The organism is Streptomyces griseofuscus (assembly GCF_014673495.1).
Lineage (GTDB): Bacteria > Actinomycetota > Actinomycetes > Streptomycetales > Streptomycetaceae > Streptomyces > Streptomyces murinus.
This window is the reverse complement of record NZ_CP051006.1, coordinates 3811034-3825518: the sequence shown is the minus strand read 5'-3', so window position 1 is coordinate 3825518 and position 14485 is coordinate 3811034. Positions and strand designations below refer to the sequence as shown.

Annotated in this window: 13 protein-coding genes and 1 pseudogene; 10 read left to right on the top strand and 4 right to left on the bottom strand. The window is 70.7% G+C overall.

Annotated features, from left to right (window positions below; genetic code table 11):
* Window positions 1–14 precede the first annotated feature (14 nt).
* Genes HEP81_RS16980 through HEP81_RS16970 form a run of 3 tightly spaced genes read right to left on the bottom strand, consistent with a single transcriptional unit; the run spans window position 15 to window position 3207 of the window.
* Complete coding sequence (locus HEP81_RS16980) at window positions 15–470, bottom strand: STAS domain-containing protein (RefSeq protein ID WP_063755254.1); 456 nt, start codon at window positions 468–470, stop codon at window positions 15–17.
* Window positions 467–1552, bottom strand: coding sequence for a cobalamin B12-binding domain-containing protein (locus HEP81_RS16975; RefSeq protein WP_051850340.1), 1086 nt, complete (start codon window positions 1550–1552; stop codon window positions 467–469). Before HEP81_RS16975 ends, HEP81_RS16980 begins: the two co-directional genes overlap by 4 nt.
* Window positions 1552–3207 (bottom strand): PP2C family protein-serine/threonine phosphatase, encoded by a 1656-nt coding sequence (locus tag HEP81_RS16970; RefSeq protein ID WP_051850339.1) that lies wholly within the window; start codon window positions 3205–3207, stop codon window positions 1552–1554. The genes HEP81_RS16975 and HEP81_RS16970 overlap by 1 nt, the downstream gene beginning before the upstream one ends.
* Window positions 3208–3385: 178 nt before the next feature.
* On the opposite strand from HEP81_RS16970, the gene HEP81_RS16965 reads away from it, so the two are divergent.
* The 5 genes and pseudogenes from HEP81_RS16965 to HEP81_RS16945 form a co-directional block, all read left to right on the top strand.
* Window positions 3386–4129 (top strand): NUDIX hydrolase, encoded by a 744-nt coding sequence (locus tag HEP81_RS16965; protein WP_243279431.1) that lies wholly within the window; start codon window positions 3386–3388, stop codon window positions 4127–4129.
* Window positions 4130–5308 carry a 5'-methylthioadenosine/S-adenosylhomocysteine nucleosidase family protein gene (locus HEP81_RS16960; RefSeq protein ID WP_037658674.1) on the top strand — a complete coding sequence of 393 codons (1179 nt, stop codon included), beginning with the start codon at window positions 4130–4132 and terminating at the stop codon, window positions 5306–5308.
* Window positions 5305–7290, top strand: coding sequence for a hypothetical protein (locus HEP81_RS16955; protein WP_172636886.1), 1986 nt, complete (start codon window positions 5305–5307; stop codon window positions 7288–7290). Before HEP81_RS16960 ends, HEP81_RS16955 begins: the two co-directional genes overlap by 4 nt.
* Window positions 7291–7384: 94 nt before the next feature.
* Window positions 7385–7918 (top strand): hypothetical protein, encoded by a 534-nt coding sequence (locus tag HEP81_RS16950; RefSeq protein WP_421673931.1) that lies wholly within the window; start codon window positions 7385–7387, stop codon window positions 7916–7918.
* Window positions 7919–7944: 26 nt separating this feature from the next.
* Window positions 7945–8064, top strand: a pseudogene (locus HEP81_RS16945) (flavoprotein); the annotation flags it as partial.
* Window positions 8065–8144: 80 nt separating this feature from the next.
* On the opposite strand, the gene HEP81_RS16940 reads toward HEP81_RS16945, so the two are convergent.
* Entirely contained in the window at window positions 8145–8582 is a 438-nt protein-coding gene (locus HEP81_RS16940) for a hypothetical protein (RefSeq protein ID WP_037658670.1), read from the bottom strand.
* A gap of 942 nt (window positions 8583–9524) precedes the next feature.
* Here HEP81_RS16940 and hemL point away from each other — a divergent pair.
* The 5 genes from hemL (at window position 9525) to HEP81_RS16915 (ending at window position 14483) form a co-directional block, all read left to right on the top strand.
* Window positions 9525–10841, top strand: a complete 1317-nt coding sequence (hemL, locus tag HEP81_RS16935) for a glutamate-1-semialdehyde 2,1-aminomutase (RefSeq protein ID WP_037658709.1) — start codon at window positions 9525–9527, stop codon at window positions 10839–10841.
* A 53-nt stretch (window positions 10842–10894) separates the two neighbouring features.
* Window positions 10895–11548 (top strand): histidine phosphatase family protein, encoded by a 654-nt coding sequence (locus HEP81_RS16930; RefSeq protein WP_106979983.1) that lies wholly within the window; start codon window positions 10895–10897, stop codon window positions 11546–11548.
* A gap of 182 nt (window positions 11549–11730) precedes the next feature.
* Complete coding sequence (locus HEP81_RS16925) at window positions 11731–12981, top strand: polysaccharide deacetylase family protein (RefSeq protein ID WP_037658665.1); 1251 nt, start codon at window positions 11731–11733, stop codon at window positions 12979–12981.
* A gap of 127 nt (window positions 12982–13108) precedes the next feature.
* Entirely contained in the window at window positions 13109–13699 is a 591-nt protein-coding gene (locus HEP81_RS16920; RefSeq protein ID WP_051850338.1) for a TlpA family protein disulfide reductase, read from the top strand.
* A gap of 31 nt (window positions 13700–13730) precedes the next feature.
* Complete coding sequence (locus HEP81_RS16915) at window positions 13731–14483, top strand: cytochrome c biogenesis CcdA family protein (protein WP_037658705.1); 753 nt, start codon at window positions 13731–13733, stop codon at window positions 14481–14483.
* Window positions 14484–14485: the final 2 nt, after the last annotated feature.

Sequence of the window (14485 nt, the reverse complement as noted above, 5' to 3'; positions counted from 1 at the left end):
GGGCCGACGACCGGTCAGGTGCGGGCGTCGGCGGCGCGGGTGTCAGAAGTGCGGGTGTCAGCGGCGCGGGCCCCGGTGGCGCGGGCCACGCTGGTGCCGTCGCCCGCTTCCGGCCGTCCGCGTTCCGCGTCGGCGACCGGCGCGGTGAGATGGCCCAGGACGTTGGTGACCTGTAGCAGCCGTTCCAGGATCTCCGGCCGGTCGTCCAGGTGCAGGACGGCGCCGAGGGCGCTGGTGCGGCGGTGGATCATCAGCAGGGCGGACAGCCCGGAGGAGTCGATCCACGTCAGCGCGCCGAAGTCCAGGCGGACCTCCGCGGGGGGCGTGGGGCCGGCCGTCAGTTGCCGGACCACCTCGTCCACGAGCTCGTCACTGGTGTCGTAGTCGAGTTCTCCGGCTACCCGCACGACAAGCACGGCGTGCTCGCGCCGGGCGGTGACGGTGAACTCGGTCGGTTCGGTGGTGGTCATGCGGGGACGCCGGGGACGGGGACGGACGAGGGGGACCGCTCGCCGAGGGCCGTGACGCCGAGCCGGGTCAGGCGCCGGGCGCGCGGGAAGTCGTGCAGCTCGTCGGCCAGCACGTCCAGGGCGGCGACCAGTGAGCGCGCGGGTACGTGGCGGGCCTCCAGGATGTCGGCGGTCCACACGAGGAACGCGGTGAAGAGGTCGGGGTCGTCGACGTAGAGGGCGGTGGCCAGGAAGCCGACGATGTGGGCGAGGTCCTCCGCGGTGCGTTCCCGCTGCTCCTCGTCGTAGTCCCGGACGGCGGGGAAACGGTCCTCCAGCTCGATCAGGGTCTGCTTCACGAGCCGGGTCCGGGACTGGAGGACCAGGGTGTACTCCTGGTCGGCCAGGTGCGGCAGGTCGTCCACCGCCTGCCGGGCCGTCGACGGGGCGGGCCGCGGCACGCCCGCGTCCAGCGCGGCCGCCGCCTCGCGCGCGTCGGCCGCCCAGCGGTCGGCGCCGAGCCTGCGGGCCCAGCGGCCGCCGGGGCCGAAGGCGCGGCCGCCGGCCAGGACGGGGACCCCTATGGCCTGGCAGGCGGTGATGGCGGCGTGGGCGGCTGGCAGGTGCGTGGGGATCGATCCCGACAGCAGGACGGCGTCGGGGTTGGTGAGGTGCAGATGGGCGATCATGTGCGGGGTCGGGGTCTGGGCGCCTAGGTAGTCCACCCGCCAGCCGCGCAGGGTCAGCACCTCGGCGAGCAGCCGGGCGGGGAAGGCGTGCCATTCGCCGTCCACACAGCAGACCGTGACCCGGCCGCGGGGCGCGGAGCGGGGGCCGCCGCCGCGCCGGTGGGCCAGGGAGGCGACGATCCGCTCATTGATGGCGGTGGCGGCGTGCTCCTGCGCCACGCTGATGCGATCGGCGGCCCACTCGGCACCGGCCATCTCCTGTACCGGTGCGATCAGCTCCAGCAGCAGTGCCTCCTCGTCCACCCCCTCGGCCAGTGCGGTGTGCACGATGCCGGCGGCCGTGTACTCGTCCGCGTCGATCGCCGCCCGCCAGAGCCGGCTCACCAAGGTGGCCGGCTCGGTGGAGTGATCCACTACTCGTCCCTCCCGCTGTCCCCGTACCCGTCCACGCCCGTCGGCGAGCCGTTTCGCCGGGCGTTGAAGGCCACGAGGGCCATGTCGTCATGCCGTCCCGTGCCGATCCACTGGGTGGCCAGCATCTGCACCCGCTCCACCACCGCTTCGGCCGGCATGCCCACGCACTCCGCCAGGGCCCGCCGCAGCCGGCGTTCGCCGAAGAGTTCGTCGCCCAGCGGACCGCCGCGGGCCTCGGTGATGCCGTCCGTGTAGAGCAGGCACGTCTCTCCCGGCGCGAGCACCGTCCGCACCGTGTGCGCCGTGACGTCCGGCAGCGCGCCGACCAGGGTGCCGCGGGTGGCGGCCTCCTCGACGGTGCCGTCGGCGCGGACGATCAGCGGCGGCAGGTGTCCGGCGCTGGTCAGCCGCAGATGCACCTGGTGGTCCCGGCGGCGCACGGACGCGAGGACGAGGGTGGCGAAGCGGGTGTGGTGGGAGCTGAGCAGCGCCCCGTTGAGCAGTTCGAGGACGCGCCCGTGGTCCTCGGCGAGGGGCAGCAGGGCGTGCAGGGTGTTGCGGATCTTGCCGGTCAGCACTGCCGCGTCGAGCCCCTTGCCCGCGACGTCACCCAGCACGACCAGGGTCTCCTCGGCGGGGCCGGTACCCGGGTGGACGTCGTAGAAGTCCCCGCCGACCCGCTCGTGGTCCCTCGACGCCCGGTAGCCGCCGGCGTACTCGACGCCGTGCACGCTGCGCAGCGCCGGTGGCAGCAGTTCGTGCATCAACGTCGCGGTGATCGCGGCCTGTTCGGTGTACAGGCGGGCCGCGGAGAGGGCGGCGCCGGCGCGGGCGGCGAACAGGCGGGCGAAGACCTCCTCGCCCTCGCTGAACACATGCTCGGTGCCGGAGCGCAGCAGGATCAGGGCCCCGGCGGGCACTCCGTGGCCGGGCAGCGGGGTGACGATCACGGACCCCACGGGCCCGGCGAAGTTCTCCGGGACCACCCAGCCGGGGATGTCCGCGGGATTGATCCAGCGGGCCGGCACGGGCGGGAAGCCCTGGAGCGCCTCGCTCAGCCCGGGTACCTCGGCGACGTTCACCTTCTGCGTGCTCTGGGTGACCGGGCCGCCCCTGCGCGCGGAGGTGACGGGATAGCGCTTGCCCTGGGCCGGGGCGACGAGTACGGCGGCCTCCGCGAGGTGTTCCGCGGCCATGGCCGCCGCCATCTCCATGCACCGCGGCACGTTCAGGGTGGACAGCAGGGCGCTGGACGCCTCCGAGAGGACATCCGTACGCGTCCGTGCGTCGCTCAGCGCCGTCTCGGCCAGGCGGCGGTCGGTGTCGTCGACCAGCCACCAGACGATGTCGCCGTCACCGGCGGGGGTCGGATGCGCCTCGAAGAAACGGTCGTCGATGCGGCCTGCCGTCGCCCCTGCGAAGGTGCCGGGCGTCCCGTCGCCGAGGCGCCGGTGGGCCTGGGAGAGCCAGGCGGGCACCCGCTCGTGCAGCCGGTCGCCCCGCGCGGCGTCGGGCAGCAGCAGCCGGGCGGCCGCGTTGACGCGCACAAGGCCGCCGTGCCGGTCGACGACCAGGACGGGGTAGGGAGCCTCAGGCCATGCCGTACCGGCCTGGTCGTCGAAGGGGCGGGCGGGTGAACCGCGGGAAAGAGACACGAGTGAAGGCACGCACCGTGCGCACCTCACCACCTTCCTGTCCTTGACTGCCGTTCGGCTCACCGTCCCGCATCGACTCCACCGTTGCAACCCACCCCCACGGCCCGGACCTACGGGACGAGGGGCCGCCACATCCCCTTATTGTGAAAGTGACAGTAACCGAAGTACCCTTCTTGGCGTGGAAGCTGACGCCTGGTCACCCCCCTCTGTGCTCCTGACGGTCGATCTCGTGATCCTGACGCTGCGCGAGGGGCGGCTGTGTGTCCTTCTCGTGGAGCGGGGTGAAGATCCTTTTCGCGGCATGCCGGCGCTGCCTGGTGGATTCCTCAGCCACGACGGCGAGGAGATCCTGGACGCCGCCCACCGCGAGTTGAGCGAGGAGACCGCTCTGACCGCCGGGTACGTGCACCTTGAGCAGCTGGCCACCTACGGCGCCGCGGGCCGTGATCCCCGGGGGCGGGTCGTCTCCGTGGCCCACCTGGCGATCGCGCCGGGACTGCCCGAACCGGTCGCCGGAACGGATGCCTCGGACGCCGCGTGGATTCCCGCGGAATCCGTTCTGTCCGGCGCGCTGGAACTGGCCTTCGACCACCGCCGGATCGTGACGGACGGGATCGAACGCGCGCGTACCAAAATCGAATCATCGGCACTGGCCACGGCATTCTGCGGAGAACTCTTCACCATAGCGGAGTTGCAGCAGGTGTACGAGGCGGTATGGGGCACCGAACTCGACACCCGCAATTTCTATCGGAAAGTCCAGGCCGTGGAGGGATTCATCGTCCCCGCCGGCTCCGGACGCAAGACCACGGGGGGACGGCCGGCACGGCTGTACCGGGCCGGGCCGACCACGGTGCTGTTTCCGCCGCTGAGCCGACCTGTGCCGACCGCGACGGAAGAGGACACAGGAGAGAAAGGGAATTAGATGTCGAAAGACCTGGTGGTGATTCTCACCGCCCTCAATCTCGAATACCAGGCGGTGCGCCGGAAACTGTCCGATCCCCGGTTGCACCGTCACAGGGGCGGGACGCTGTTCGAGGTGGGAACCGTTCAGGGCACTTCATGCCGTGTCGCGCTCGGTCTGACGAACAAGGGGAACCACTCCGCCGCGGTGATCGCCGAGCGGGCGATCCAGGAGTTCTCGCCGGTGGCCGTGGTGTTCGTCGGCGTCGCCGGAGCGCTGTGGGACACCGCCCGGCTGGGCGACGTGGTGATGGCGACCCATGTGTACGCCTACCACGGCGCGACCAGCGAGGACGACGGGGCCAAGGCCCGTCCCCGGGTGTGGGAGACGGCACACGGCATCAGCCAGCTCGGCTCGCATCTGGCACGCCTGGACGACTGGGCCGACGACACGTCCGGGCAGGGGAGCGCGCCGCAGGTGCGCTTCGGCGCGATCGCCGCCGGCGAGGTCGTGCAGAACTCGAGGATCTCGGCCGAGGCGCGCTGGATCCGGCAGCACTACAACGACGCGCTCGCGATCGAGATGGAGGCCGCCGGTGTGGCGCAGGCCGGCCATCTCAACGGCGCGCCGGTGGCCATCATCCGGGGAATCAGCGACCGGGCGGACGGTACGAAGAACAGCGCGAAGGACCGAGACTGGCAGCCGCGAGCCGCGGCGAACGCGGCGGCGTTCGCCACCCGGCTGGCCGTGGAACTGGTGGCGGAACAGGGACAGACCGCCAAGTCCCTTACGCGTCCCGTCCACACGGACAGGACCCGGACGGCCGACAGGCGCGAAGAGCACGTCAGCAACACCGCGCACCAGAGCACCGTCGGCATCATGGCCGGATCCGTCCGTGACAGCAGCGTCTACCTGGACGCGGGCTCGAAGGCGAGCGGCCCAGCGGACCTGGTCGCGGAACTGGACGCCCTGCACGCGCACTTGGAGCGGCACCGCGCCGAGGGCACCCTCGACGAGGACACCTACCGGGAGGCGCTGACCGAGCTGGGCCTCGCCCGCCGGGCCGCGAGGGAGAGGACGCCCGGGTCGTCCAAGAAGGCGACCATGGCGCTCAAGAGGTTACGCGGCCTGACCGCCGACCTGCCCGAGCTGGTCGCCAGGCTGGCACCCTTGGTCGTCGCGGCGGGTGACCTGTCATGAACGACGGCAACGGCGGCACGCACAATTCGGCCGCGTACGACTCCACCGTCGGGATCCAGGCCGAGACCGTACACAACTCCAACGTCTACTTCGTCCACCCCGACGCGTCGCCTCAGGAGAAGTACAAGGTCGGTGTGCGGTTCCTGGAGGACGGCATCCCCAGCCGTGCTCGCGACATGATCAGCGACGCGATCGCCCATGGATACGACAATGCGGAGGTCCGTTTCCACTGGGTGCTCGCCATGCTCAGCGCACGCGCCTATCACGACCTCAGCGCCGAGGAACTCCAGCGGCTGCACCGCGCCTTCGAACTCGTGGGGACCTACCCCGAGGGGGAGTGGAGGGAAGCTCTGCGCGTCGCCTTCGAACTGCTGATGATGCTCAGCACCGAGGACGGCGAGGCGGGGCGCGTGGTGGAGCGGTTGCGGGCCCTGTCACCTCGCCGGCGTGACGCGATCCTGCACCACTTCGACCTGGTGCTCACCGGGGGGCTGAAGGACAGCCTCTGGGCCGAGAACCGCGAGCGGGCCGAGGCGGCTCGCTTCGGCAACGACCGGATCCGGCGGGTCTGGGCCTATTTCGAGCCCGACCCCATCGGGCCGCGGGCCCTGCCGCCCCGCCCGAGCACCGCCTCCGCCGCCAAGGCGGCCCTCCCGGTGCGCATCGGCGTGTTCGCCGTCGTCACCCTGTTCCTCTGCGTCCTGTCCCTGGTCGCCGATCCCACGGCGGCGGTCGTCGAGTTACTCGTGGCGCTCGGTGCGGGCGTCACCGCGACCCGCTTCGGCAGCCGGTGGTGGTACCAGGAACATCAGCGGAAGGTCAGGAACCGTATGTTCCGGATACCGCACACAGGCGATCCGGCCGCCACCGGGGACGGGTTCACCAACCGTGTCCGGCATTCGTTCGACCACTACTTCGGTGTGCGCGTGCCCTATGGACTCGCCCCGCACGAATGGCTCGCTCATACCAGCGACATCCGCGACAGCCTTGCCGCCGAGATCGCGGTTCTCTACCGCGAGAGCCGGATCAGCGTGGACCGGGTCAACTGGCTGATCCGCTATCTCGCCGAGGACGCCCGGGACCGGTACGGCAAAGGCAGTCTGTTCGATCCACGCCACCCGAACCGGTCGTCGGCGGCGGCGAAGGCGCTGTGCGTGCTCGCCCTCGTCGTTCTCGGCGGCACGACTCTGGCCCTGCTCGCCACGGTGGCCTCGGGTGCCGGTGCTCCGCAGACGGCGCTGGCCGTCCTGGCCGTGGCCGGCGTGGTCTGGTCCGGGCGCGCGGCCGCGTCCTCGTGGCTGGAGGCCGGGGGCGAGGAGCGCCGGCTGGCCGAGGAGACCCGGGAATACCAGGAGCGGCTGGCCGCGCGGCAAGCGGCCTACCAGCGCTGGAAGTCCTTCCTGGAGGACATGCGGCCCAGCGAGCCGGAGATGGAGAACTGGCTCACCTGCGACAAGACGCTGTTCGTCGACGAAGCGCTCCGCCACTACCAGCTCACCTGGCGCGACCTGATCACGCACACCATCCTGGTGACCCCCGCACGCCCCTACAAGCGGGGCCGGGTCAAGGGCGGACCTTGGCGGTACTCCCGCTACACCTTCCGTCTCTTCCTGGTCACCCAGGGCGGTGTCCGCGAGATCAGCTCGGAATTCGACTTCACCGACGGGAAGCGCGGAAACGCGCAGCGCAGCAACTACCGGTTCGACGCGCTGTCCTCCGTGCAGGTCACGGAACGCAGCGAGGTCGGTTACGACCTGGAGCTCATCCTCACCAACGGGCCGGCCAGGAACATCCGTGTCGCGGACGCCGACACCCATCAACTCGCGCCGGACGAGAACGCGCGGGAACTGGCCGAGATCAACCTCAATACGGCCGGTTTCATCCACGCCTTCCGCCTCCTGGAGGGGATCGCGGCGGACGGAAAGGGCTGGCTCGAACGGAACGACCCCCACAACCTGCCGTCCTTCAGCGCCGCCGGCTGAACCTCCCGGGTTCTCGGAGCGGGCGGGGCCGGACCCCCGGAGCCCTGCCCGCCCCACTCGACAGCCCAGCCGGGGCCGGAGTTTAGGAGTGGCCGTGGCCGCCACGGATGACGTCACCGAGAGCAGACTGCTGCTGGCCGAGTACGACCGCCTCAAGGAGGAGCAGAAGACCCGGATAGGTTTCCGCGACAACCTCCTCTACTTCACGCTGGCCGCGGTCACCGGGATCCTGGCGATCGCCGTCCAGAGCGAGCAGGACCAACTGCTGCTCGCCGTCCCCGTGGTCTGCCTGGTCCTGGGCTGGACCTACCTGGTCAACGACGAGAAGATCTCGGCCGTCGGCTGCTACGTCCGCGACCGGCTGGGACCGCGGCTGGCCGAACTCAGCGGCGCCCGCGGCGCGGTGTTCGGCTGGGAGACCTACCACCGCGACGACGCCCGCCGCCCCACGCGCAAGCGACTGCAGGCCGCTGTGGATCTGTTCACGTACGTGGCCCTGCCGATGATCTGCGTGATCGCCTTCTGGTGCTCCCCCGCGGTCCAGCCCCCGCTCGTGACGGTCTCCCTCGCCCAGACCCTCGCCCTGGCCGTACTGGGCCGCCAGTTCCTGCGCTACGCGGAGCGGTAGGACCACCGCGCCACCAACCCGGCGGAGTGGGCGTACTGATCGGCTCGTACGAACCGCACCGGCCGAAGACCGGCGGAGGGGCGGGCCGCTTCCGCCGGGACGAGGCACTGGAACCGCTGGAACCGCTGGTACGCACCGCGCGGTGACCCCGGTCTCCGGTGCGGGCTCGCGTCCTCTCCGGACGGCACGCGCGCCAAAGCCCCGCCGGCCCCGCCGAAGCCGAGGCTCAGGGCCACACCAGGCAGTACGCCTGATGCCCCGCCTCATGCAGCCGGTGGCTGAAGTCCTGCCACTCGTGCAGTAGTTGGTAGACGTTGAACGCGTCCCGGGGGCCGCCCCTGTCGGGGACGGTCGACCAGATGAAGGCCGCGGCGCCGACGGCTTCCTCGCCGATGCCGCGCAGGGGGTCGACGACGGTCATCGGGAGTTTGACGACGGCGTAGTCGGGGTGCAGGACGACCAGTTCGAGAGGCGGGACCTTGTGCAGGGGGATGCCCTCGATGCCGGTCAGGACCATCGCGGCCATCGTCTCCGGCTTGATCTTGGTGAACATGCCGTTCATGCCCAGCTCGTCGCCGCCGAGTTCCTCCGGGCGCATCGAGATGGGGACGCGGGCCGCGGTCGCGCCGTCCGGTGCGCCGAAGTACTTGTACGTCACCCCCACCCGGCCACCACTCCCGCCGCCCGTCCCGAGGGAACCGACCCGATCCGTCCGGGGGGTACGCCGACGACCGCCCGCGCGGCCGGACTGCCGCTCCGGCGGAGGATCCGAGGGGAGGTCACGGGGGAAGTCCGGCGGACCGCCCAGGCCGGTGTTCCGGGGAAAGTCCGACGGGCCGCCCAGGCCGGTGTTCCGGGGCAGGCCCCGGGGTGCGTCCCGCGGAAGATCCCGAGGGAGGTCGCTCGAAAGATCCCGGGGGACGTCGCGCGGCAGATCGCGGGGAAAGTCCGATGACGCGTCCGCGTTCCGCGCGGGATCAGCCGACCGGTCCCCCCGAAGGTCACGCGGGGCCTCACGCGGGAAGTCCACGGGCCGTTCGCCCCGAGCGTCCTTCGGGAAGTCCGCCGGGCGGTCTCCCCTGAGGTCTCTCGGGAAGTCCTTCGCCCTGTCGGTGGTCCGCTCCGCCTGCTGGTCGTGCAGGCGTTCGCCTGGCCGGTCGTACCGTTCGGGCTCACCCGGTGCACCCTGTGTTCTACGTGCTTCGGTCGCTTCCTCCGCTTCGCGCCGGTGCCTTCCCCGCCGGGCACGTCGAGGACCGACGTCATCGGTCCCCTCGCCCAGTCCGCCACCGCGATGCATATCTCCACCCGACTGCTTTTCTAGGACGCGTGGCCCCCGCCGCGCAACCCGATCATCGTGTCAGTGACCTCCCCCACGGCCGCCCGCCGAAACGTGCGGTGGAACAACAGTCCACGGGGATCCGCCCGGTCCCTGATCCTTCCGTGCCCAGGAGCTGTGTGTCAGGTCTCAGTCTCGCAGATGGCGGGCCGCGGCGGCGCGGAACCGCGGGCGGGCCGTCACCACGGCGGGCGGGCGGCCTACCCTGAGGAGGTCACCCCGCAACCGGAGTCCGAGAGGCCGGAGAAGCCGCACGTCATGAGTGCCCTGAGCGAAACGCCCTATCCCTACGAAGCGCCCGTCTCCCAGGCGCTCTTCGACCGCGCCTCCGTCGTCACGCCCGGGGGTGTGAACTCCCCCGTGCGTGCCTTCCGCGCCGTCGGCGGCACGCCCCGCTTCATGGTGTCCGGGCGCGGCCCCTACCTCACCGACGCCGACGGCCGGGAGTACGTCGACCTCGTCTGCTCCTGGGGTCCGATGATCCTCGGGCACGCGCACCCCGAGGTCATCGCCGCCGTGCAGGACGCCGTCGCCCGCGGTACGAGCTTCGGCACGCCCGGCGAGGGCGAGGTCGCGCTCGCCGAGGAGATCGTCGCCCGGGTCGAGCCCGTCGAGCAGGTCCGGCTGGTCAGCAGCGGGACCGAGGCGACCATGAGCGCCATCCGGCTCGCCCGCGGCTTCACCGGGCGGTCCAAGGTGATCAAGTTCGCCGGCTGCTACCACGGCCATGTGGACGCCCTGCTCGCCGCCGCCGGCTCCGGTGTCGCCACGTTCGCGCTGCCCGACACGCCCGGTGTCACCGGTGCGCAGGCGAGCGACACGATCGTGCTGCCGTACAACGATCTCGAAGCCGTGCAGGAGGCGTTCCACCGCCACCCCGGCGAGATCGCCTGTGTGATCACCGAGGCCTCGCCCGGCAACATGGGTGTCGTGCCGCCGGCCCCCGGGTTCAACCAGGGACTGCGGGACGCCTGCCACAAGAACGGCGCCCTCTACATCTCCGACGAGGTCATGACCGGCTTCCGTACCAGCCGCGCCGGCTGGTACGGCGTGGACGGGGTCAAGCCCGACCTGATGACCTTCGGCAAGGTGATGGGCGGCGGGTTCCCGGCCGCGGCGTTCGGCGGGCGCGCCGACGTGATGGCGTACCTCGCGCCCGCGGGGCCCGTCTACCAGGCCGGCACCCTCTCCGGTAATCCGGTCGCCACCGCCGCGGGCATCGCCCAGCTGCGGCTGCTCGACGAGGCGGCGTACGAGAAAGTGGACGCCGTCTCCGCGCAGATCCAGTCGCTGGTCACCGAGGCACTGAGCAAGGAGGGCGTGGCGCACCGGTTGCAGAACGCGTCCAACATGTTCTCGGTGTTCTTCACCGACCGGCAGGTGCGCAACTACGAGGACGCCAAGCGGCAGGAGTCGTACCGCTTCACCGCGTTCTTCCACTCGCTGCTGTCGAACGGCGTCTACCTGCCGCCGTCGTCCTTCGAGTCCTGGTTCGTGTCCACGGCCCATGACGAGCGGGCCGTGCAGAAGATCGCCGACGCCCTTCCGGCGGCGGCCCGTGCGGCTGCGGAGGCCACCGCGTGACCATCGGAAACAGTGTGAGCGGCAGCGACAAGGACGTCACGGTCGTCCATCTCATGCGCCACGGCGAGGTGGAGAACCCGGACGGCGTGCTGTACGGGCGGCTGCCCGGCTACCACCTCTCCGAGCTGGGCCGGAAGATGGCCGACCGGGTCGCGGAGCACCTCGCCCCGCGCGACATCACCTATGTCTGCGCCTCCCCGCTGGAGCGGGCGCAGGAGACCGCCACCCCGATCGCCAAGGCGCACGGTCTCGATCTGGACACCGACGCGCGGCTGATCGAGGCCGAGAACGTCTTCCAGGGCAAGACCTTCGGCGTCGGCGACGGCGCGCTTCAGCGGCCGGGCAACTGGAAGCACCTGGTCAACCCGTTCCGGCCGTCCTGGGGCGAGCCGTACGTGGACCAGGTCGTGCGGATGATGGGCGCGCTGGACGCGGCCAAGGACCGGGCGCGCGGCCATGAGGCGGTGCTGGTCAGCCATCAGCTGCCGGTGTGGATCGTCCGGTCGTACGTGGAGCGGCGGCGGCTGTGGCACGACCCGCGCAAGCGGCAGTGCACCCTCGCCTCGCTGACGTCCTTCACCTACCTCGGCGACAAGATCGTGTCGGTCGGCTACAGCGAGCCCGCCATCGACCTCGTCCCCGCGCATCTGCGGGCGGGAGCCCAGCCGCAGAAGGGCGGCGGGCAGGGGAAGGCGTTCGGCGCCTGAGGGTCCGGTGGCTGAGGGCCCGGTGCCTGACGGTCCGGCGCCTGACGGCCCGTTACGTGGCGCTTAGGATATTTTTGCCAGGGATATTGCGAAAAACATATTAATCAGAGGAACCTCCCCGTTCGTCGCGCCCTCTCTCTGGGTGACCACCATCACCACGCGCGACGAATCGGGGATCCTTCATGCGCACCGTCTCCCGGAACCTCTCCCGCCGGGGAATGCTCGGCCTCGGCGCGGGCGCCGCGGCCGCCGCCACCCTGTCCGGCTGCGGCGGCCTCAAGTCCTCGGACGGCGGCGGGCACGCGGACGGTTCCCGTCAGGTGCAGGGCGGCAAGGACCGGCCGGCCAAGCTGATCGGCGACGGCTCCACCTCCTTCACCGGCAAGCAGCCCGGCCACTCGAAGAAGCCCGAGCCGCTGGAGCCGGGCCAGACCCCGCCGCAGTTCGTCGTCTTCTCCTGGGACGGCGCGGGCGAGGTCGGCAACGGCCTCTTCCCGCGCTTCCTCGACCTCGCCAAGCAGCACGAAGCGCACATGACCTTCTTCCTCTCGGGCCTCTACCTGCTGCCCGAGTCGAAGAAGCGGCTGTACGAGCCCCCGAACAACGCGCGCGGCGCCTCCGACATCGGCTACCTCACCGACGAGCACATCAAGGCCACCCTCACCAACGTCAACCGGGCGTGGCTGGAGGGTCATGAGATAGGCACCCACTTCAACGGGCACTTCTGCGGCGAGGCGCACGGCTCGGTGAAGTGGTGGACGCCACAGCAGTGGAAGAGCGAGATCGACCAGGCGAAGTCCTTCGTCAAGGAGTGGAAGACCAACACCGGCTGGCACGACCTGCCCGCGCTCCCCTTCGACTACGACAAGGAGCTGGCCGGCGGCCGCACCCCCTGCCTGCTGGGCCAGGACAACCTGCTGCCCACCGCCCGCGAGCTGGGCTGGCGCTACGACGCCTCGTCCCCGGGCGGCCGCCAGGTGTGGCCGGTCAAGCGCCAGGGCATCTGGGACTACCCGCTCCAGGCCGTGCCGTTCCCCGGGCACAGCTTCGAGGTGCTGTCCATGGACTACAACATGCTCGCCAACCAGTCCGTGAACTCCACCAAGGCGCCCGCCTACAACTACCCGGGCTGGCGCAAGCAGTCCGCGGCGGCGTACATCGCCGGCTTCCAGCGGGCCTACGAGACGAACCGCGCGCCGTTCTTCATCGGCAACCACTTCGAGCAGTGGAACGGCGGGATCTACATGGACTCCGTCGAGGAGGCGTTCAAGCACATCGCGGCCCAGCGGGACAAGGGCGCCGACGTCCGGATGGTCTCCTTCAAGGAGTTCACGGACTGGATCGACGTCCAGAAGCCCGAGGTCCTCGACAAGCTGCGCACGCTGGACGTCGGGCACCAGCCCACCGGTGGCTGGAAGACGTTCCTCGCCTGAGCCGCACGCGGGCGCGGGCCCGGCGCCCGCGCCCGGAATGTCCCGTGTAAATAGCTCCTGAAATGCGGTTTTCCGCCCCGCAGGGGGGTGCGCGAGAACCCCGGGGACGACATGCGAAACTTTTCACATGAGTACCCGTAGCCGCGCCGTCCTGCTCGGCGCCGTGGCCGTCACCGCGGCCCTGTCCCTGTCCGCCTGCGGCAAGGGCGGCACCTCGGGCGGCGGCGGCAACACCAACTTCGTCACCGGCAACAACGGCATCGACACCGTGCCGGCCAGCAAGCGCACCGCGGCCCCGGACCTGTCCGGAAAGACGATCGACGGCAAGTCGGTGGACGTGGCCGACTACCGGGGCCAGGTCGTCGTCATCAACGTCTGGGGCTCGTGGTGCAGCCCGTGCCGTGAAGAGGCCCAGTACTTCGCCAAGGTGTCGAAGGCGTACGAGGGCAAGGGCGTGCGGTTCGTCGGGATCAACACCCGCGACACCAGCACGACCCCCGCGGTCGAGTTCGAGAAGGCGCACGGGATCACCTACCCGAGCCTGTACGACCCCACGGGCAAGCTCATGCTGCGCTTCAAGAAGGGCACTCTGAACCCCCAGCTGATCCCCTCCACGCTCATCATCGACCGGCACGGAAAGGTCGCCGCGCGAGCCCTGGAGGCGCTGGACGACACCACGCTGCTGAAGATGCTCAAGCCGGTCGTCGCGGAGAAGTGACGTGGGTACGACCGTGACGCTGGGCCAGACCGTGACGCTGGCCGCGCAGAACCAGACAGTGCTCCATGGGGCGCTGCTGGTCGCGCTGCCCGTCGCCCTGCTCGGCGGGCTCGTCTCCTTCTTCTCGCCCTGCGTCCTGCCGCTGGTGCCGGGCTACCTCTCCTATGTCACCGGCGTGGTCGGCACCGACCTGGCCGAGGCCCGGCGCGGGCGCATGGTGGCCGGCGCCTCCCTGTTCGTGCTCGGCTTCAGCGCCGTGTTCGTCTCCGGCGGGGCACTGTTCGGCTCCTTCGGCTGGACCCTCCAGGAGCACAAGGACACGCTGTCCAAGGTGCTCGGCGTCGTCATGATCCTCATGGGCGTCTTCTTCATGGGTCTGATGCCCTGGTTCACCCAGCGCGAGTTCCGCTTCCACAAGCGGCCCTCGACCGGACTGCTCGGCGCCCCGATAGTGGGCGCGCTGTTCGGGATCGGCTGGACGCCCTGTATCGGCCCGACCCTCGCCTCGGTGAACATCCTCGCCATGCAGGAGTCGAGCGCGCTGCGCGGGGCGACCCTGATGATCGCCTACTGCCTGGGCCTCGGCGTGCCCTTCGTGCTGGCGGCCGTGGCCTTCCGCAAAGCCCTCGGCGCCTTCGGCTGGGTCAAACGCCACTATGTGTGGGTGATGCGCATCGGCGGCACGATGATGATCGTGACCGGTGTGCTGCTGCTGACCGGTGCCTGGGACAGCCTGGTGCAGCAGATGCAGACCTGGTCCAACGGCTTCACTGTGGGGATCTGATC

What these genes read in the sequence shown, in the direction of transcription:
- HEP81_RS16955 (WP_172636886.1), top strand. Translation starts at nt 5,305, where the DNA reads ATGAACGACGGCAACGGCGGCACGCACAATTCGGCCGCGTACGACTCC.
- HEP81_RS16925 (WP_037658665.1), top strand. Translation starts at nt 11,731, where the DNA reads ATGCGCACCGTCTCCCGGAACCTCTCCCGCCGGGGAATGCTCGGCCTC.
- HEP81_RS16960 (WP_037658674.1), top strand. Translation starts at nt 4,130, where the DNA reads ATGTCGAAAGACCTGGTGGTGATTCTCACCGCCCTCAATCTCGAATAC.
- HEP81_RS16930 (WP_106979983.1), top strand. Translation starts at nt 10,895, where the DNA reads ATGCGCCACGGCGAGGTGGAGAACCCGGACGGCGTGCTGTACGGGCGG.
- HEP81_RS16920 (WP_051850338.1), top strand. Translation starts at nt 13,109, where the DNA reads ATGAGTACCCGTAGCCGCGCCGTCCTGCTCGGCGCCGTGGCCGTCACC.
- HEP81_RS16980 (WP_063755254.1), bottom strand. Translation starts at nt 470, where the DNA reads ATGACCACCACCGAACCGACCGAGTTCACCGTCACCGCCCGGCGCGAG.